Origin of the sequence: Halostella sp. PRR32, assembly GCF_034808085.1 — an archaeon.
GTDB lineage: Archaea > Halobacteriota > Halobacteria > Halobacteriales > Natronoarchaeaceae > Halostella > Halostella pelagica.
This window is the reverse complement of the sequence record NZ_JAXHGL010000001.1, coordinates 603,951-623,361: the sequence shown is the minus strand read 5'-3', so window position 1 is coordinate 623,361 and position 19,411 is coordinate 603,951. Positions and strand designations below refer to the sequence as shown.

Genomic DNA, 19,411 nt, shown 5'->3' with positions numbered 1-19,411 from the left:
GACGCAGTGGTCGCCTCGGGCAGTCGGTGAACGGTAACTCGTCGTAACCGACTGACTCCCCCCTCGCGCGGTCGTGCTGCCTCGTCCGCGAGGAGACCGATCCGACTGCGGGCGCTACCCGTCTGGGACGCCGATGCCCCGGTCCTTCGGTTTAGCGCCCATCGGCGGCCGTTCCTGTCCGGGTCGCCCTCGTCTGTGACGCCGCCGCGCGTCGTCTCACTTTCCTGCATTGTGTCACTACCCCACGTCGACCCATCCCTGCGCGTCGTCTCATCCCTGTGTATTGTCTTTCTTTGCCCGCCCCGAACGGATGCGTCAGTCCGCGAAGCGCGTGATTCCGGCTGCTGTCCGTGGGTACCGTTCGACGATACGCGAGAGCGGTTCGCAGACGAATCGCGCATGACCTGGATCTCTGCCCATGCCGACCGTCTCCGTGGAGGTGTTCCAGTTCTGACAGCCGTTCGTGCGCCGCGCGTACGGTCTGAATGCTCGCTGCCGGGACGCTGTGGTTCCGCTGTCGGCCCTGTAGCGCGGGCGGCCTCCGCGGCGGGCGGGAACCAGACGGAGCGGTCGAGTTCTTCGGTGAAAGACGGGTCCTGTCCGGAACTGCCAGACCGCGCACGCGACGGACTGGGCCGGCCTCTACGGATAACGAGGGGAGTATCGTGACCGGATGCACGTGGCAGTCGTTCCCGCTCGTCCGAGGCGAGTGTCTGCCCTTCCCCGGCCGACGGACGGTCCGCACGTCCGGTCCCCGTGTCGGAACGATCACCCTCCGTCGACGGGGTCATCCACGGCGTCGATACGGCGACGCTCAGCGGATCACTGGCGACAGGGGCGGGTGTTGAACCGCGTTCGGACCCGGACGCGTTGTCCGGAGACTGGATCGGCGTTCCGGTGTTACGCTCGGTGGGACGGGCTGGGGTCGAGTTCGGCGTCTCGGCCGGTCCAGGCCCCGAGAGGCGCAGTCGTCGGCTGTTATCGGACCGCCGCCCGTCTTCGCCGGAGGGTGATCGCAGGACCGTACCCGACCGCGGGGCGGTTCGTCTGGCTGCCGAGTCCGAATTGGCGGTCCGACGAGGGTTCGGACGCATCGGAGAGTGGGCTGTCTGATACGGTTTCGGAGCGGTTCGCTCCCGTTCGGTCTCCGCCGTCGCGCGGTCGGCCGTCCCCGTACCGGGTCGGCGGGCGAGAGACGCGCTCGTCGACTGCTGACCGCTTCCGGTGCGGAGGGATCGCGAGCGGGTGGACCAACTCCCGGGAATCGCCGTCTGTCTCGGGGACAACCGTAGCTGAGTTGGCGTATCGAACCGCCGTGGCCGTGTGCGGCTATCGGAAGGTGTCTGGTGATTCCTGACCACGACTCGGGAGTCCTCGGCCGAGACTCGGGCGGCCAGTCGCTGGATCCGCCCGGCCCCGTCCCGAGTATCCGGATCCGCGGCCGCGGGCATCGTCTCCGGTGACGACCAGTCTCTCGCTCCGAACACGACGTTCGACGGCGGGTCGGGACCGTTTTCGTCCCCTGCAACGCGGGGCCCACGAACTGGCAGAGAGCGCTGGACAGCCACCGGAGCGGCCGACTGGTCCGGTGTGCGCCGCCCGGACGACCGTGTGCCGGCTACGCCGGTTTCGGTCGGCGAACTCGGGCGCTCAGTCCGTCGTACGGCGTTCGGTGTCCGCCAGCCGTCGCTGTAGTCGACGCTATCGACCGCGGCATCGCCGGACGATCGTTTCTGGTTGCGATAGCGTACGCTTCGTCGGTCGGCGACGGTGTCGCGATCTGCGGCCGTTCGTGATGGGGAGCGAACGGCGCTTCCAGTACCGGTTGCTGTGCCCGGCGACGGTTCCGGACGGCTGTCGGTCGTTCGCTCACTGTGGGTTCCACCGGGACGGGGATGGTCGATGTGCGGCGTCAGCTGCGGAACCCCAGTGGCTCTCGGTCCGACGTCGTCGGTTTGAGGCGCGCTCGCTCGGTATCTGATACTGGGGTCGGAGGCGCTCCTGGGGGTAACGGCCGAACTGTGGTCGACAGGTGCGCGATGTACGGCGGCTTCGAGCGTTGCTATGCGGCGGGTTGCCGACGGCCCGCGACGTTCGACGACGGCGGGCGAGCCGCCGCTGGGAGCCCCCGTTCGCGGTACTGTTTCCGGGATACCTCGAGGAGTCGCGCTCCGGGATGCTGTTTCCGGGTCGCCGGACCTGTTCGTGATTGCGCGCCGGTTTGAACGGTCGGGACTGTCCGAACTCCGGGGGGTCTGACGCCGTGCCGTCGTCGACACGGCGCGACTCGGCGACTCGGGGCGGTCGTCCGTCGAACGGCGTTTCTCGCTCCACCGATCGGATGGGGTGGCGGCAGTGCCCCGGGACCAGTCGTGGACCGACGACTTCGGGCGGCGAGACGGCCCGTCAGACCGTGAGTTAGCTGAACTTCGCTCGTGAGGCGATCCCGGGACCACGACTCGACCAGTGTGGAACGAGGTGTTCGCAGTATCTCTCGCCGATAGCCGGGAACTCGGCAGGCGGGACACTTTCGCGAGGTCGGTCACGCTTGCGCCGTCGCGAGGCGGCACCGTCTCGCGCGAGGCCACGGGCACGGTTCGCGTTCGAACTGTCGGTTGCCGTGAGTCCGTCAGTGTAGTTCGGGAACTGACTGCAGTGGTTCGTTCTCCATCGACCTCGCTCGAACCGATCGATAGCTGACTGTCGACGGTCGTACACACGGTCGGGGGACTGACGAGAGTCGCCTCGGTACGTCGCGGACGTGTCCCGGATCGAGTCGACGCGTTCACGGGGTCAACCGCCGACTGGCCGGTTCGGCCGGTCTGTCCGCCTCGACGGGACCGGTCCGGACGGGGCTCTGTCGAGGTATCGGTGCCGGGTTTCGCCTGTGGCGACGCCACTGTTTCCGTCTCGGCCCGTCTCGTTCGGCCGATCGCAGAAGGGAATCGCTCGCTGCCGGCCGCTCCCAGTCCGTTCAACTGAGACGGCTCAGGAGGTACGGCGTCGTTCGTCGCGTCCGACGGTCCGATCCAGGATCCGTCGGACGGTCCTTCCGTTGCCGTAGAATCGCCGTCGAGGGCGGGGACGTCCGCGTACTGAAGCCCGGCAGAATACCCTCCGTGGCGCTCCCCGGACTCGTTCACGTACGTCTCCTCGCCCGGCGGTAGCGATCCATCCGGACGGTCCGTAGCGGGATACGTTTCCGACAGTGAGAGAAACGTCAGATCGACCGGGCTGTGTTTCCGCGCGATCCCGACTCCGAGTCCGGCCGCGAACTCGTCGATGTCGAGCGTCGCGATAGGCGAGACGCTAGCGTCTAGGCCACCGACTATCGTCGCCCCGGTGCAGTGGGTGCTCTCTTCGCCATCGTTGGGCGACGCGATGACGCTGATATCTCGGACCGGTGAGGCCGCATCGGAGGGGTCGCGGTCACCGATCACAGGTCACTCCCCGGAGAACGACGAACAGGTCGCCGGTCCAACCGGATCGCCGATACTGGGCCGCATCTATACACGGTTAGTATCGGGAAAATATAATTCGCTTCACTTAACATTTTCCAACATCCGGGAGAATATATAGCGGTGGGAGAACTCCTTCCGCCGCGTGGCACGGACAGAACCGCTTCCGTAATGAAGTCGTGTTTTCAGGGTAAGATGCCACATCCGACCCGGATAGTTCGACTGTAGATCGGGGTTCAAACTGTCCCTCAACTCGGTGATTTTACAATGAATGTCTATAAATATACACATGAGATCCGCTCCGCCCATCGAGAACTGTCCGTGCAGATTCGACCACAACACGAAATGAAGGCGAACATACAAGCGCAAACCGACAACGGGATCGTCGTACGGGTCGTCGACAACGCCGACATAGAGCACAGAGTCGAGATAGACGGGACCGGCGAAATAGCGTCGCATCAGTGCAGCGCATACGCCGGGGAAGAACGGGCCCGCTCACCGCGAGAAAACCAGCACGTCGATCAGGTAAACAGGTATTCCAAGTACTACGTCGACCGAAAGCGAGGACTCAACACGCTGAGGCCGTACAGTAAGACGGACCGCATCACCCATCCGGAGCGACTCGCCGCCGCGACGCTGATCATCGGCGCGATGTCACCGGAGACGCTCAAAAGCCATTTCGGCGCGTGTTATCGCCAGATAGCGAGCGCATACGCGGACGTTGAACCGCCCGTCAGTCCTCCCGACAGGGAACCGGACGCGGACTGTCACCGAGTGCAACAGGACGTGTATCTCGCACTGAACGACGACCAATGGCGGCTGCTCGGCGACGTACTCGTCGAACTTGATGGGCTCGCCGCGCTCGCGACAGCGCTCGACAGGGAACCGAACAGAAACGACGACGACCTGTTCGACCGCCTCGAAGCGGCGCTTCCCGGGGAACCAGATGGCTATGAGGGAGACGCTGCCGGAGACGACAGTGAGAACCGATTTCTCCGCGGTCTCTCGCCGTTACGCGTCCACTGGCAAGCGGCGGAGGGAAAGCGCGTCACGTACGGCGGCGGGTCCGACCCCGGCGCTGAGAGCGCTCCGGATGCCCGACTGCAGATGACAGTGCAAAACGACCGTATCGAGACGGTCCAGTCGTTCCAGCGGCATCTGATTCATCACCTTCGGTGTCAGGTCCGGGACTGCTACGTCGGCATGGGGTTTTCCCCGCCGAAGGGTGTGCGAGTTCGGGGAACCGGGATCGACGCTTTCACCGATAAGTACGAGCATCACGACGGGTATCAACGCTATCACGACCCGGACGCGATCATCGATTGGACCCGGCAGGCCCCCGCACAGCACCCCGACTGGTGATCGTCGGTCGGGAGGATACGGCCGGAGACAGATCGGACTCTTCAGTCCTGTGACGCGGGGTCGACTCCCGGCCTTGCCTCAGTGGCGGTGGCGAACGGGAGGTGGTCACCACTGTCGTCTGCTCGTCGGAGCGTGAACTTCTCGCCGGACTGCGTGAAGATGACCGGGGTCTGACCGCCCTGTTTGAGCGTGTATCCGAGGGGAAGATCCGTCGCATCGTCGTTCGGGGCGAGCGAGAACTGGTCCGGAATCTCGAACGTACAGACCTCGCCAGGGCCGAGCATGACATCGATACCGAGGCGGAACAGGTCGTATTCGGTGTCGCGGATCTTCGATTTCGCGAGGTCGATCGAGTGACTCGCCTCGTTCCGAACGGTCAACTCCCGGCCCGCCCGCGACTCGGGTGCCGTCACTTTCACGACGACGAGGTCCGTCCGTTCGCTGGTCGTCGATTCGTACCGGTTGTACGCTATCATCGCCACGAGAAGCCACACCAGCAGTCCGCCGAGGATCGGTGCGAGAAGAGAGTACGTTCCGAAGTACCAGACTGTCGCGTATCGGATCACCAGACCACCGAGTATCGCCACGAGGAACCCAACGAGGACCGCGAGCGTCCGACTCTCCTGGCTTTTCATCTGAGCGTACCCGGTTCTCACGAACGCCGATCTGAGCGTCGACGGCGACTCCTCTTTCGTCCCGCCCCGGACCTTGAGAAGCGTGACAGCGGCACTGAGCGGCCACGCGACAAGGAATCCGACGGGGATCAGATACAACGGGAACGTGTAAAACAGCGACGCGATAGCCAGTCCGATGGCAAAAAACAGCGCAGAGACGAACCCGATCAAGGTGCCTTGCGACCACGTCGACAGTGCTTCCCATCGGCCGAGGATAGCCTCCTGGTTCCGACGATAGAACCGGTATGCGCCACCGACGACCACGACGACGACGAAAACGGAGAGAAACAGGAAGTATCGGGGCGATATCGGCCACTCAAGGAGAGGGACCCGGACTGTGGGGACTGCACTCATATACCCGGTGAACATGAACAGTAGGGTCGTTACAGTGGCGACGATCCCGGCGATGAGCAGTATCGGCAGGAACGGCGTGAGTTTCTTTTTGAGCGGCTTCGTTACCCGTTTCGCCATCCGCCTCATCGTGTTTCCCCCCGATAGATCCGAAACCGGCTTGCGATACCTGCCACCCCACCGCTCCTCGGGACGCTACCGGTTCGTGATGATTCGAAAGTAACAGTCGGCTCTCTGAGATTCATATCTGCTAGTTATTGTAACTTCCTGTAATGATAAAATATAAAATCACCGATCGTATTAATATATCCCGGTCGGCCCGGGCCCCTTGCCGGAACCGTCGCGGAACGGCAGTGTTCCGCGATGAAACCCCACACCGGAACAGCGGTTCAGCCGACAGTGGTGTCTTGATTCACAGTGATCACCACTTTTCTGGTTGCTCTCGGTCCGGTGGGTCGTCGTTCAGTACGTCCGGCTCGTCCGGCCGACGGGAGACGCCGGTTTCTCGGTCGGCGACGCGGGTGAAGTCCTCCTCGTTCATCGACTGGATCATCACCGGTCTGACTTCGAGAGTCGTCGAAGGCCGGTACGTGGCGTCGCCGAACCGCGACCAAAGGCTCGTGAACTCGTCGAGCGGTTCCGATGTCAGCGACAGAGTCAAGCTGGTATCCTGATCGATGCCGCCCGCACAGTCGTCGGGGTTCAGCCGCGAGTTATCGTGCAGGATCTGCAGGGCCAGACCGAGCGTTCGTTGTTGTGCGATCATCTCGGACGACTGCTCGGTATCGTCGCCGACGGGGTAGGCGGTCAGGAGGTACCGCAACGCTAACGGAAGCGGTGGGTCGCGCTTCGTCGACTCCCCTATCTGATGGGTAGTCGACCCCGCCGCTCCGTCTTCCGTGACTCTGTACGGGTACAGTCCGAGGCGGACGTTCGAGTCCTGGCTGACTTCCTCGGGCGATACGAGGTCGACGCTGCCACGGTCGATGGAAACGACGTTGCCGCGACGGTCGATCTCGTCCCGAAACAGTTCCAGAAGCGTTCGGCTGACGTCCGCCACGGCGGTGAACGTCACGTTGTTTCACCCCGCCGACCGGATATCGGGACACTCGAACGGTAGCAACGCCGACAGTACGCCATACGCGAACATTTCTATCCGGGTACGTTAATATTTCCCATCTCGTGATAAAAAATACGCCAGCCGTTCGCTCACTGCAAGCGTCAATCGGTGACGAGATAGTCTTCGTACGGCTCGAACTCCGTCACCTGGTACAGCCGACCGATCTTCTCGAGTTCGAGCTGGACCGCTCGAACGGCGTGGGACATCTCTATCGCCTCGCTATCGTCGCCCGCCGCCAGGATCGCGGCGGTCTGTCCGACGGTTTTTATCCGGCCGCCGGTGAAAGTGAACTCCGAGAGGAACTCGTAGTCGACATCTCCCGTCGGCGCGTCGTCGGGGAAGATATTCTTCCAGATGGTTTCGCGGGTCGATTCCCGCGGCGATTTGAACTCGATCTCGTGATCGATCCGGCGGTTGAACGCCGAGTCGATGTTCGAGGCGTAGTTCGTCGTCAGCAGGATCACTCCGTCGTAGGCCTCGATCCGCTGGAGCAGGTAGTTAACTTCGACGTTGGCGTAGCGGTCGGTCGAATCCGAGACCTTCGAGCGGTCGCCGAAGACGGCGTCGGCCTCGTCGAACAGCAGGATCGCATTCGAGTTCTCGGCCGCCTGGAAGATCTGTTCGAGATTCTCCTCCGTTTCGCCGATATATTTGCTGACCACGCTGGAGAGGTCGATCTTGTAGATGTCCATTCCGACGTCGTTCGCGAGGATCTCGGCGGCCATCGTCTTGCCCGTCCCCGACTCTCCTTTGAACAACGCGACGACGCCGGTGCCGCGGCTAAACTGTTCAGAGAATCCCCAGTCCCCGTATATCCGGGCCTGATGCCTGACATGGTTGCGAACCAGTTCCAGTTTGCGTCGCGTCTCCTCGCGTAACACGATGTCGTCCCAGTCCTTGCCCGGTTCGATCTTCTGGGCCAGTTCGTCGAGTTCGTCGGCGGACTGGGCGCTACAGCCAGCGTAGACGGCTTGGGCGGTGAGTTCGCCGTCGCCGGACAGCGACTCGGCCGTTGACAACGCCGCCGCGAGTTGTCCCGGCGTGAGGTTGAACGTCCCCGCCAGCACTTCGGGCTCTATGTCGTCGGGCAACTCGTCGGCGTGACCTGCCCAGAACTCCCGGCGGAGGTCGATCGACGGCCGGGGGAACTCGACGATCGCGTCGACAGGCGTGTGCATCGCCTCCGAGGGCGTCCACTCACCCTCGCCGGTCACGATCAGGTCGTTCCCGAAGCCCGCGAACCGGTCGAACACGGACTCTAGGGTCGTATCGCGTTCCCGCGCGTCGAACGTCGCCCGCGCGGCCGACATCAGATGGAGCGGCCGGTCCAGGATCGTCGCCTCTCGGCGCAACCGATCGAGCGCCCGGGCCTCGATGACGGCGTCGAGATCCGCCCGGAGAACCCCCTCGTCACAGACGGCCTCGACCGCGCGGTGTTTCTCGGTGCCAGCGGGACCGTACCAGTAGAAACGCCGACCGCCGTCGTCTTCGGGGAGCGACGACAGGCGCTCGTGACAGTCGTCGCTGATCGCGAGATCCGAGAGGGAAGCCTCGGTTGTGCGCACTGAAAGCGAATCGTTGGCTCCGTCACTGCTTTGCTGTTCGAGAACTGCCTGTAGGTCCGTATCGATCCCCGCGTAGCCTTTGAGATATTCGGCGATCCGCTCGTCGACACGGACCGTTCGATCACGTGCGGTTCCGGTACCGTCAGGAGCGGGTGCGACCGAGACGAGGTCGTGCTGACGGAGCGGCGAGTCGCTGCCGACGAGCGCGCCGGCGGCGACACGTTGCTGGCGAGTTTGACTGAAGAGGTCTTCGACGAGACCGACAGTTGGCCGGGGGAGAGCAACGTTCCCCTGAATACTTTTCAGCGTATCCGCGAAGCTGTCGTCGACATCCGGAGCGAGGGCGAGTACCAGAACGTCGAGATGCCGCCGCGACAGGGAAAACCGGTGGGCAAGTTCGCGAAGACGCAGCGGTATCTCTTCCGGCGTCTCCCGACACCGCTGCTCGATGGCCGCGGTGTGTGTCTCGAGTTCCCCACGACCCGACTCCGAGACGCCGATCGGTAACTGTTCGGGTGCGCCTTCGTGCATCCCGGCTCCGCCGTCGGACCCGGTTTCGGACAGTCCGGGGGTGTCCGCCTCGTCGGCGTAGGCTCGGAGTAGCGTCTCGATGCGATCGACTTCGTCTAACAGGTGTTGCTGCGTGGTCTCGTAGCTCATCGGTTCCGTCCCTCTCGTTGCCGGCCTCGACAGTTCGTTCCGTCAGACATCGTGTTCAACTAACACACTATCCAACCATACAAAGACTTATATGAATTGATATATGACGTTATTCCAAGTAAGATGGGACATCGATCGAGTCGGACGGGCAGAGAGGAGAGTACTTCGGCCGACTCAGCCGGCGGGACGACCTCTACCGCTGAGTCCACGGTCACCTCAGAACCCGACAGCAACCAGGCCGACGAAATCGACCGTACGGGCACACTCCAGCGCCTCGAACAGACCTATGGCCCGCGAGTGTATCGGTGGGCCGACGAGGGGATGCCGCCGGACGTGATGGGCGACCCCGAGAAGATGCGGGAGTTCCGCGAGCGCACCGGCAGCAGCGACCGCGACCCCACGCCCGAGAGTTTCGTCCAGTGTAGCACTGACAGTGTCGCCGCCGACGCGTCTGCGGGGGCACAGGAGACGGTTAAGCGCGTCCTCGACAAGCCGGGCCGCCCGCTCGACCCGGATATCTCGAAATCTCTGGGCGAGCGCATGGACGCGGACTTCTGGGACGTTCGCATTCACACGGGTGCGGACGCCGCCGAAGCCTGCGACGCTATCGACGCCAGGGCGTTCACAGCCGGGTCGGATATCGTGTTCAACGACGGCGAGTACAGACCGGAGTCCCCCGAAGGGCAACATCTGCTGGCCCACGAACTCGCCCACGTCAGACAACAAACCGGCGGTGCGCAACTCAGCATGATGCCTCGGGAGGACGCCGCCCTCGAAATCGACCCGGACCCGGCGTTAGAACGCGAAGCCGAGGACGCTGCCGAAGACGCCATGCAGGACGGGCCGGTGACGATAAATCGCATGGGCGTAGAGATGCATATCCAGCGGATGCCCGAAGCGGAGAAGCTTGAAAACGCTCGTGCCCAGGCCGAGTCGGAGAGCGACGGGATGAGGCTCAAACAGACGGTGTCGAACCTCCAACAACGGGTATCCTCGATCGAGGAGACAGTCAGCGGCGGTAACGAGGGCTGGGCCGACAAGCTCGGCAAGGCGACCGGTAAGGGTGCGATCGGTGCTGTCGGCGGAGTAGCCGGCGCGGCACTCGGTACGATGATCGCACCCGGGGCGGGCACGGCCGCCGGGGCAGTCGCCGGTCAACAGGCCGTCTCCGAAGTCGCCAAAGGCATCGCCGGCGACGTGACTAAGACCGTTTACGACCCTATCTACGACAAGGGAAATCAGGCAGTCGCCGACGCAGAAGTGCCGGATATCAACAGCGACACGCTACGCGGAATCAAAGGCCTGATAGACGAACTGCTCGACGAAAAGATGCGGTTCAACGACCAGGCTCGAACTGGAAAGGGTAGCGATCCGTTTACTGATGGTGACACGTAATGAACGGGGATATCGACGGGGAAGATGAAGAGTACGTGAAGATTTACGTTACTGATAACACAGAGACGGAACACGATCTAACGGTCGATAAAGAGTCCGGCGAAATCGCATACCATACGCAAGACGGGTATCCGGACGATCCTACCGAGCGAACGTTAGCGGAAAGTGAACGCGTACACCAAGCCCGCAAGTTTGCTCAGTACTGTGTCTTCACTGAACGAGGTTACGACACGGTTCCGCCGACGATCCACCCGGAACGGCTCAACGCCGTCCGCGTCTCTATTGCGACGCTTTCCGAGGACAGACTTGACGATTACTTCGGCGATTTCTACCGGCAACTCCGAAGTCATCACCATGACACCGACCGCGTGATCGACGTTCCGGCCGACGCGACCGATGCCGACTCGGTGCTGTACCGCAAGAACGTCTACCTTGGCATCGATCCGGTGGAGACGGAACTCCGTGAAGGCGCTCAGGAACTGGCCGCACGACATGGGTTCGATTTCTCCGATCGGTCGATCTCGGAGAGATCGCTCGATACCGTCTCTGACGAAGAGCTTGATAGCTGGACGGCGTTCTCGCAAGACCTGGGCGAGTTAGCAGTTGAGACGGATGCTGACCTCTCCGAAGGACTCCAGATCGACTCCGTCTCCTCGTTGTACACGGCGTACCTCGACGACCGCGGCGAAGAACACGTTACTGACGCCGACGAACCGTTCGAGCGCGAGCCTGACGCGTTGCTGGAACTGCCGATGATGGACCCCGGATCGCTCGAAGCGTTTCGCGACTACCTCAATCACAACCTCTCATGCCAGATCCGGGATTGTTTCGTCCGGATGGGCCTCGAACCACCCGAGCCGTTTCGGATACTCGGATACGGCCGGTTCGAAGCCGCCGAACAGTACCGGCATCTGGAGATGTACCCTAACTACATCGACCCTGAAGAGGAACGAGCCTTCGCGTACGGATAGCTCAGCCCACCTCTGGATTTCCCATCGGGAGGGAGATACGGCAGCGCCCCTACCGAAACGCGTTTTGTCGAAAACGGGAGGCGGTCGGACGAGACGGCGATGAAGCCGTTACTCGGGCATCCCCGACATCCGGGTGAACCGCTCGTACGCCAACTCGATCGACTCGATGGCCATCCCGCGTTGGTGGCTCGCGAGGTCCGGGCCGCGCCACTTCGTGGGATACGCGTTTTTGAACTCCCAGCCCCAGGTGCTGTCGCCCTTGAAGCTGTCTTTGATCTTGATGACGAGGTTTTTCCGCGTGACCTCGCCGCTCATCACTTCCTGGATCCAGTGCCAGAACGACGTGTCCTTCGTCAGCCCTCGTTGTAACACCAGATTCGCGTGCGCGAACTGGCCGGGTAACTGGTGGACGTGGTCGTTGACCCCGCCTTCACGGTACTGGACCGTGTCCAACTCCATCGTGAGTCCCGACACTTCGGCGAAACCGGCGACGGTCTCGCCGTCTATCTCGACCTCGAAGTTATATTTCGAGTAGGGGTCGTCTTTGGCGGTGTATTCCGTCATGGTGTTCAGTTCGAAAGATGCTCAGAGGGACTCGGGTGGGTTCCGGAGGACGATGCCGCCACTGTCTCCCCGGGAGCGACCCAGTCGGTGACCGCCTTCGGACGATGGGTCGTCGTTCATCCGGTCGTTGATCTGGCTTATCTCTTCGCACCAGCGTTGGCGCTCCCGGTGTGGCATGGTCAGTACGTCGTCGCGGTCCCATCCGAAGTGATACGCTACGAACGCGACCTCCTCGTAGAGGCGGTCAGGGTCGTACAGTGGCGTCACTCCGTCGGATTTCCCGAGTCGGTCTCTACGGCTTCCTCTGTGGGTGTGGCTTCGGTGAATTTGCTTTCCGGCGACCCTCCGGCGGCGGAACCGCCGCCGAACTCCGCACGGATCTCGTCAGTCGATGCGCCGGTAGCGTCCATCCCTGTTGGCTCCATTCCACTACCGGTGTCCGAGGGTGTGGCGTGAGAGCCGCTCTCTGCGTCGATCTCGAACACTTCGCCGCAGTCCGGACAGGCCGTCTCGACCGCGTTCGTTCCCTGGTTGTTTATCCGCTCGTACATCGCCTGGAGATACTCCAGATCGGTGACGAACAGGTTTTCGATGACGCCCTCGTCCACGGTCTCCAGATCACCGAGTTCCGTGACGACCCGGCCGAGTAGGAGGACAGTCAGATAGGAGGAGTTGGACTGAACGCGCGGGTCCTTCAGCGGCTTGATCTCGTCCGCCGCGGTTGCGAGTCGGATCCGGCCCTCCTTGTGGAGTGTCCCGTCGTCGTCGACGTACCCACGCGGGAGCGTGAACTCGAACTCGGTCTGTAATGCCGCGTCGGTCATCGTCGGTCCTCCCGTCCGACGCAGGTGAGTACGACGCGTTCTGTGAGGCCTGCCGACGTAGAGGTGTGGAGATACCCCTCGTCGTCGATCCGCCACCCGTCGCCGTGTCGGTGTCGCGGTACAGTGAATTCAGGGGTCGAACCCTTCTGCGTGCCGGTCATACGTTCTTGCGGTCCATCTCGTCGAACGTGATGACGTACTGTTCGGTGGCGAGGTTAGCCTGTCCGCCCCCGGCGTGGGAGTTGAGGGTAGGCGGTTGATACTCCTTGATCCACGCTTTCGAGAACTCGAAACGGAGGACGGAATCGCCGACTTCGTTCGTGATGATGACGGCGATGTTCTTTCGAGCGTCCTCCATTTTTCCCTGTTCGACGGTTTTGCGCCAATCGTACAGGGCCTCGTTTTCCTTGTTCGCCCCTCGAACGAGGATCAGATCGTCGTACTGCGTATCGCCCCAGAGCTTCCGGTTGTGTCCGGGGTCGTTCCCTTCACGGTACTCTATCTCTTTGGTTCGCTTCGCTGGGAGCTCTACCTCGATGAATCCAGGGACGTTAACGCCGTCGAGTTCGACCTTGAATTCGGTTTGCTTGAGTGGTCCGTGTGTATCTGCCATCGTTGATCGTATGTTTTGTTTGTTAGTTCCCGTCGTTGGTTGCTACTGTCCCAGGTAGGGGTGTCTACGAATCGCCGGTGTCCTGGCTGATGCGGAAGATGACGAACTCCGCCGGCTTGACAGGCGCAACGCCGATTTCGACGATGAGACGACCGTTGTCGATGTCGTCCTGTGTCATTGTCTCTTCCCCGCACCTGACGTAGAAGGCCTCGTCGGCAGTGGACCCCTGAAGGCCGCCGTCTCGCCATACCGTCGTCAGGAAGTTCTCGACCGACTGCGTAACGCGGGCCCAGAGATCTACGTCGTTGGGTTCGAACACTGCCCATTGGGTGCCCTCGTCGATGGACTGCTCGATGAACAGGAACAGTCGTCGAACGTTCACGTATTTCCATTCGGGGTCACTCGACGTGGTCCGTGCGCCCCACAGGCGAATCCCTCGTCCCTGGAAGCTACGGATGCAGTTGACGCCTTTCGGATTGAGCACGTCCTGTTCACCCTTCGTGAGGTCGTGTTGCACTCCGAGCACGCCGCGGACGACCTCGTTCGCGGGGGCCTTGTGAACGCCGTACTCGGCGTCGCTCCGAGCGAACAGACCCGCGATGTGACCGCCAGGCGGGACGAGTTTCTCCTGGTTCGTGAACGGATCCTTCACCGACACCCACGGGTAGTAGTAGGCGGCATACGACGAGTCGACCGGGGTTTCGATCTCCGAGATGGGGCCAGCGGTCTGGGGTGCCTGCAGGACCGCGAACCGTTCGCCCATGTTCTCACAGTGAGCGACCAGCGATTCAGTCAGGCCCTTGATATCGTTTTCGTCCGGGACACAGACGATCGAAATGCCGTCGAGTTTCTTGAATCCGGCAAGTCCGGTGCGCATCCCGGGTTTCTCAGTCCCCTCGTAGTCGCTCAGAGTGACATCCTCGTCAGGTTCGGACTGTTTCGCTTCCGCGGGGTCCGAGATCACCTCGACGTCGACCTCTTCTTCTCCAGACCGGATCTCCTCGAGGCTCTCCACCAGGTCGTCTTTGGATTGGCTTCCGTCGATATCGAACGACCCGGCGATCGACTGTAGCTCGTTGTACGCCAACTCGTCGACGTCCTCGGGGATGTAGACGACTGAGTCGTCCTCCTCTTGCACTTCGAGCACGCCGCCGTCCGAGACTTCCTCGACGGTGTCCCGGTTTAGCCACGTGAGCCCCTCGACGGGGACGCCGTCGTCGACCTTGTTCAGATCGACGAGAACGGAACTCGCGAGTTGCTTCTCGTAGAACTGGCTGGACTCCGGTTCCGTCGAGAGGTCGTCGTATATCTCTTCGGCGTATGGTGCGGGGTCGGGTTTGTTCGAACTGGGCTTACTAACCTCCTCTAAGTCGCACGACCAGTACCGAACCGTCAGTCGGAAGTGTCCGCTCTCCTCCGCTTCGACGATCGTCGCGATGGAGTTGCCCCACTCACCGGGTCCGTTCGCTTCGACTTCGATCACGTCGTTTAGGTCCTCGTCGACCAGCGTCGCCGTCGCGGTGTCGGTCGGTTCGGCAGCAGTAACGCGACCGATGTAACATCGGCTTCCACCGTTCTTGAAGAACCCGTCGACGGCGGCGTCTAGATCCGACGACGACGGGCTCGAACCGTACATCCGTTCGAACTCCGCGAAGCTCGTTACGAGCCGCGGTTCAACGGGACCGCGTTCAGTCTCACCGAGGAATCCGGCCGTACTCGTGCTCACGCCTTCGACGGATTTGGATCCGCTGTCTACCTCTTCAACATAAACGCCTGGGGATTGGTATTCTGGCATTGATCTGCTTGCCTCCAATATCTGATCTACGTGAACCAAATTTTAGGTGTTATAATATAAAACTTATCTATCAAAGACAAATACATGAGGGTAAATGTGAGAGTATTGAACAGAAGTTGGATCGGATCAAAGTTCGGTCTGAGAGAGCACTGCCGCGTTACTCGTCGGGAATGACGCCGACCAGGATCTCCAGCGAGTCCGCGGCCTCGCAAACCTGGTCGTGTGCGTCCGCTAGTTCGAGTACGGGTTCGCCGTCCTCGACGACGGTCTGTAGTTCGGACACTGCTTTGAGATACTGTTCGAGACTGTCCTCGGTCGTGTTCTCGTCGAGACACTCGCCGAGGTCGATCAGTTGATCGAGTACCGTCCGGACGTGGCGACGATACGACTCCTCGCGAGCGTCGAACGACTGTAGTTCTTCGTGGGAGAGTTCGACGATCTCGCGAGCGAGACGGCTGCCGTCTCCAGTGTGATCTTCTAACCGCTCGGCCAGCGCTTCGAAAAACCGGATGCGGTCCTTTATCGTTTTGCGCATTACGTACCGCGTTAGGGCCGCTCGGTCCCGTTTGATCTCTTTCATCTCTTCTTCCAGGAACGTGAGCCTGTCGCTGATGCCGACGATGTCTTCCGGAATGTCGTCGGACGCCTGGTCGACCGGTGTTTGATGGGGGTTTTCAGTGTCAGTGACGTGCTCGACGAGTAACCCGAACAGTAGTTCCGCGTCGTACACGAACGGGCGTGCCGTCGCATCCTCCCCGACTCCCCAGGTGCCGTCGGGATTCCGTTCGAACGACCCGAGAAACACCGCCGGGTCCTCGTCGTCGGTCGAAGCGGAACGATGTCGTTCGTGGAACCGCTCGATGGCGCGTCGAGCCAACGCCTCTCGGTCAACCCCGTCGTCCCCGATACGCGGTAGCTCGACGTCCGGGACGTCGATGGTGTTTTCCGGCGGTGACTCCTGGTACGTCAACTCGAACACTTCGACGACGCGGTTCGGTGTGGCACTTTCGTCCGCGGCTTCGGTGGTATCGGGAACCGGAACCGTCTCCATCGCGACCTCGTTGTATCGTAGATACAGGTGAACCTCGTTGCCGGAGGGAGACGGAAGAGATTTCGTCGCTACCTGTTCGACGACGATCGGTCGACCGTTCCCGTCCAGCGCGAGGCCCGGTTCGATCGTCACGTCGAGGCCGTCGTCGGTTTCCGTGATCGACTGGACGCCTAACCCCTGTAGGATCCCGCTTCCGGTAACGAGTCGCGTGATAGTCTGAAGACGTTCCGCGTGATACTCCTGCTCGGCTTCCATGTCGCGAGGAGTCATCAGTTTGCCCTTGAAAAAGCGGTTCTTCTCGAACTGAGACAGATAACCCCCGTCGCTGTCACTGTAGTCTGAGTGTGGCTCCATAGTCGGTTAGTCTGCTTCGTTATGTTTTGTTTGATCTTAAATATTATTCGCTCGGGCGGGAGTTTGAAGTCACGAACGGCTGCCGAAACTCGTCGTTCTCTGCGGTACCATCGTTCAGAAACGGTCAGCAGTCCCGGTTCGATGCACTCGTGTCGGACACACCTATCGGTCTGTCCCCCTAACCAGACTCCTCCGTGAACTCCGCGGACGAGATACCGTCGGAATCACCCCCCGCTAGGAACTCGAACCGCGCGCCGCCGGCCTCGCTCTCTGCGATCCGTAACTTCCAGTCGTGGGCTTCGGCGATGGACTTGACGATACTCAGTCCCAGACCCGTACCGCCCCGAGCGTTCGTGTATCCGCGTTCGAGCACCTGTGAGCGTTCTGACTCGGGGATTCCGGGACCGTCGTCTTCCACGTAGAACCCCTCCTGTCCGTCGAGTCGGCCGACGCGAACGGTCAGGTCGTCTGCGGTGACATCACACCCTCTAGTTCGGCGGGACGCTCGGTCCGAACGGTTGCCGTGTCTCGGGGTGTACCCGCCGTATTTTCCGCCGTCTGCGGCGTTGGGGTATCCTTTTCGGTCGGGACCGCGTCCCCGGTCGCGGTCGTCTCTCCCGACTTCGGTCGTCTCGGCGTCGCGGTCGTGCCCGTCGCCGACCTTGTCCTCGACGCTATCGCCGGTTTCCGTCCAGTTGCTCGTGGAACCGCGTTCCACGGAGTCGCCGGTCAGTGTCTTGCTGGTAGTCGAACCGTGCTCGACGCTGTTCTGGAACAGGTTCTCGAACAGTTCCTGCAGTCGTGTGGGGTCAGCCCACAGCGTCTCGATGTCCTCCACCGCTAGCGACCCGTCCGGAACACCGGCGGTCCGTGCCGCGGCCTCGGCGACAGGTTTCACGGCGACCGATTCCGCGTCGTCGACCTGTCGGCCCCGTCGAGCGAGCGTGAGCAGGTCGTCGACGATGGTCTCGATCCGCTCGTGCGAGCGGCGTATCTTCCGGATCGCCTCGTCGTCGTCGACCTGTCGTGCGACCTCCTCGGTGTATCCCTGGGCGATAGAAAGGGGGTTTCTGATGTCGTGGCTGACAACGCCGGCGAACTCGTCCAGATATTCGTTCTGGCGTTCGAGCCGTTCCGTCTTTTCGGCTATCTCCCGCTGTTTCTCGACTTCCTCCGTGACGTCCCGAAGGTGGACCAGAGTCCCGATTCTGATCCCCCGCTTCCGTATGGGCGGGAGAGACACCGTCACGAATCGACCGTCGTTCAGTTCCGCGGTCGTCTCCTCGCTCCGTTCCACCGCTTCGACGAGGTCGGGCCACTCGGAGAAGCCGTTCGAGACCGTCTTGCCGAGCACGTCGTCGGTCACGTCGAACATCTCTTTGGCAGCGTCGTTAACCGTCGCGACGACCTCGTCGTTGTTGAGCGCGATCACCCCGTCCTCGATGGTGTTTATCGTTGTCTCGCGAGCAATCGGGACGATCTCCAGCAGGTCGTGGTAGTAGAGCGCGTACAGAGTTATCAGTCCGGTCAGGGCGAACCCGATAGGCGTCAGTTCGGCCGCGGACTCAACGATCCCGGCGTTGCCAGCCTGATTGACGAGAAGCGGCGGGAGCAGCGCAGCGACGAGCATCCCCGCCTGCCGTCGGTAGAGCCGGTTTCGCTCGGCGGCGCGAACGATGAGAGCGGCGAGCGAGAGCAGACTGAGACCGTAGCCGTACACGTCGAACGCGCTGTACCACGGTTCCGGGTCGTCGACGATCAACGGCGACGCCGACTGAGCGCCGGCTAACAGAGAGTACGTACCTTCGACCCCAAACGCCGCACCGATCACGAGAAACGGCGCGGCGAGCAGATAGATGCGGCGACCATCGACGACCCGTTCGTAGTTGGTGAAGTGCGCGATGAAGTAGACCCACCCGACGATGATCAGCCCCGACGTGACCACCGACAGCGCTTCGGCGGCGAGATGGAAGGCGACAGTCGGCACGAGAAGTTCGAAAACGGCGTCGATAGAGGTGCCGGCGATGCCGAGCGCCGAGACCGTCAGCCCGTCGGCCATCGGCGCGTCCCGCCGGTGTGAGACACGAGCGACCGCGACACCGGTCACCGCGGCGAGCATGAAGACGGCTGTCAACCCCGCCGTGGTACTCATTTGTGACGTACTGTTAGAGGAGAGGTGAAAAACCATCGGGAAAGGACGGGGCCTCGTTCGTCCGCTGTCGTCGTCTCGACTCTCTCACTCGCGTACCTGAGACGCGCACTGAGCTGTCTTCTGGCCGAGCGTTTACAACCCCGCCCGGAGAACACGGATCCGAATGGAGGGCGTCCTCTGGTATCTGCTCGCGAGTTCCCGCGGCGGCCCCACGAGAGTTCGCGTCCTCCGGCGACTCGACGAACAACCGAGCAACGCGAACCAGTTGGCCGAGCAGTTGGACATGGATTACACGACTATCCGCCACCACCTCGACGTCCTGATGGAGAACAACGTCGTCGATAAGGCTGGTGACGAGTACGCGGCGGTGTACATGCCGACCGACCAGGTCAGAGCCAACTGGGAAACGGTCGAGGAGATATTCGATACGGTCGACGGGGAGGACAGCTGATCATGGACGAACTTTGGACAGAACATAAACCGGCGAACTACCAATGGAGGC

16 protein-coding genes are annotated in these 19,411 nt (G+C 61.9%); 4 read left to right on the top strand and 12 right to left on the bottom strand.

The features are described 5' to 3' along the window. Positions 1 to 1,618: 1,618 nt before the first annotated feature. Positions 1,619 to 1,873, bottom strand: coding sequence for a hypothetical protein (locus tag SM753_RS03345; protein WP_323190540.1), 255 nt, complete (start codon positions 1,871 to 1,873; stop codon positions 1,619 to 1,621). Positions 1,874 to 3,803: 1,930 nt separating this feature from the next. Between SM753_RS03345 and SM753_RS03340 the strand changes: the two genes are divergently transcribed. Beyond that, positions 3,804 to 4,820 carry a hypothetical protein gene (locus SM753_RS03340; protein WP_323190539.1) on the top strand — a complete coding sequence of 339 codons (1,017 nt, stop codon included), beginning with the start codon at positions 3,804 to 3,806 and terminating at the stop codon, positions 4,818 to 4,820. 41 nt (positions 4,821 to 4,861) lie between these two features. On the opposite strand, the gene SM753_RS03335 is transcribed toward SM753_RS03340, so the two are convergent. From SM753_RS03335 to SM753_RS03325, 3 genes are all read right to left on the bottom strand, one after another. Continuing rightward, complete coding sequence (locus tag SM753_RS03335) at positions 4,862 to 5,965, bottom strand: hypothetical protein (protein ID WP_323190538.1); 1,104 nt, start codon at positions 5,963 to 5,965, stop codon at positions 4,862 to 4,864. Between the two features lie 301 nt (positions 5,966 to 6,266). After that, positions 6,267 to 6,920 carry a DUF4255 domain-containing protein gene (locus SM753_RS03330; RefSeq protein ID WP_135534615.1) on the bottom strand — a complete coding sequence of 218 codons (654 nt, stop codon included), beginning with the start codon at positions 6,918 to 6,920 and terminating at the stop codon, positions 6,267 to 6,269. Between the two features lie 146 nt (positions 6,921 to 7,066). Beyond that, a complete protein-coding gene (locus SM753_RS03325; protein ID WP_323190537.1) occupies positions 7,067 to 9,190 on the bottom strand; it encodes an ATP-binding protein in 2,124 nt (707 codons plus the stop codon). Between the two features lie 123 nt (positions 9,191 to 9,313). Between SM753_RS03325 and SM753_RS03320 the strand changes: the two genes are divergently transcribed. After that, a complete protein-coding gene (locus tag SM753_RS03320) occupies positions 9,314 to 10,585 on the top strand; it encodes a DUF4157 domain-containing protein (RefSeq protein WP_323190536.1) in 1,272 nt (423 codons plus the stop codon). Further along, positions 10,585 to 11,556, top strand: a complete 972-nt coding sequence (locus tag SM753_RS03315) for a hypothetical protein (protein WP_323190535.1) — start codon at positions 10,585 to 10,587, stop codon at positions 11,554 to 11,556. Before SM753_RS03320 ends, SM753_RS03315 begins: the two co-directional genes overlap by 1 nt. A 108-nt stretch (positions 11,557 to 11,664) precedes the next feature. Here the strand turns inward: SM753_RS03315 and SM753_RS03310 are convergent, their stop codons facing one another. The 8 genes from SM753_RS03310 to SM753_RS03275 all read right to left on the bottom strand — a co-directional run bounded on the left by SM753_RS03310 (position 11,665) and on the right by SM753_RS03275 (position 18,909). Further along, positions 11,665 to 12,120, bottom strand: coding sequence for a phage tail protein (locus SM753_RS03310; protein WP_138797778.1), 456 nt, complete (start codon positions 12,118 to 12,120; stop codon positions 11,665 to 11,667). Positions 12,121 to 12,141: 21 nt separating this feature from the next. Continuing rightward, complete coding sequence (locus SM753_RS03305) at positions 12,142 to 12,387, bottom strand: DUF6760 family protein (RefSeq protein ID WP_135534611.1); 246 nt, start codon at positions 12,385 to 12,387, stop codon at positions 12,142 to 12,144. Next, positions 12,384 to 12,944: a hypothetical protein gene (locus SM753_RS03300; protein ID WP_323190534.1), complete on the bottom strand. Its 561-nt coding sequence runs from the start codon at positions 12,942 to 12,944 to the stop codon at positions 12,384 to 12,386. Before SM753_RS03300 ends, SM753_RS03305 begins: the two co-directional genes overlap by 4 nt. Beyond that, positions 12,941 to 13,105, bottom strand: a complete 165-nt coding sequence (locus tag SM753_RS03295; RefSeq protein WP_161972924.1) for a hypothetical protein — start codon at positions 13,103 to 13,105, stop codon at positions 12,941 to 12,943. The genes SM753_RS03300 and SM753_RS03295 overlap by 4 nt, the downstream gene beginning before the upstream one ends. Next, a complete protein-coding gene (locus tag SM753_RS03290; RefSeq protein ID WP_138797777.1) occupies positions 13,102 to 13,557 on the bottom strand; it encodes a phage tail protein in 456 nt (151 codons plus the stop codon). Before SM753_RS03290 ends, SM753_RS03295 begins: the two co-directional genes overlap by 4 nt. 64 nt (positions 13,558 to 13,621) lie before the next feature. Next, the gene (locus SM753_RS03285) at positions 13,622 to 15,352 is read right to left on the bottom strand and encodes a phage tail sheath family protein (RefSeq protein WP_323190533.1); all 1,731 of its coding nucleotides are present in this window, start codon (positions 15,350 to 15,352) and stop codon (positions 13,622 to 13,624) included. Between the two features lie 157 nt (positions 15,353 to 15,509). Beyond that, a complete protein-coding gene (locus SM753_RS03280) occupies positions 15,510 to 16,757 on the bottom strand; it encodes a hypothetical protein (protein ID WP_323190532.1) in 1,248 nt (415 codons plus the stop codon). 178 nt (positions 16,758 to 16,935) lie between these two features. After that, positions 16,936 to 18,909, bottom strand: coding sequence for a histidine kinase N-terminal 7TM domain-containing protein (locus SM753_RS03275; protein WP_323190531.1), 1,974 nt, complete (start codon positions 18,907 to 18,909; stop codon positions 16,936 to 16,938). Between the two features lie 163 nt (positions 18,910 to 19,072). Here SM753_RS03275 and SM753_RS03270 point away from each other — a divergent pair, with 163 nt between their 5' ends. Next, positions 19,073 to 19,360 (top strand): winged helix-turn-helix domain-containing protein, encoded by a 288-nt coding sequence (locus SM753_RS03270; protein ID WP_135534605.1) that lies wholly within the window; start codon positions 19,073 to 19,075, stop codon positions 19,358 to 19,360. Positions 19,361 to 19,411 lie beyond the last annotated feature (51 nt).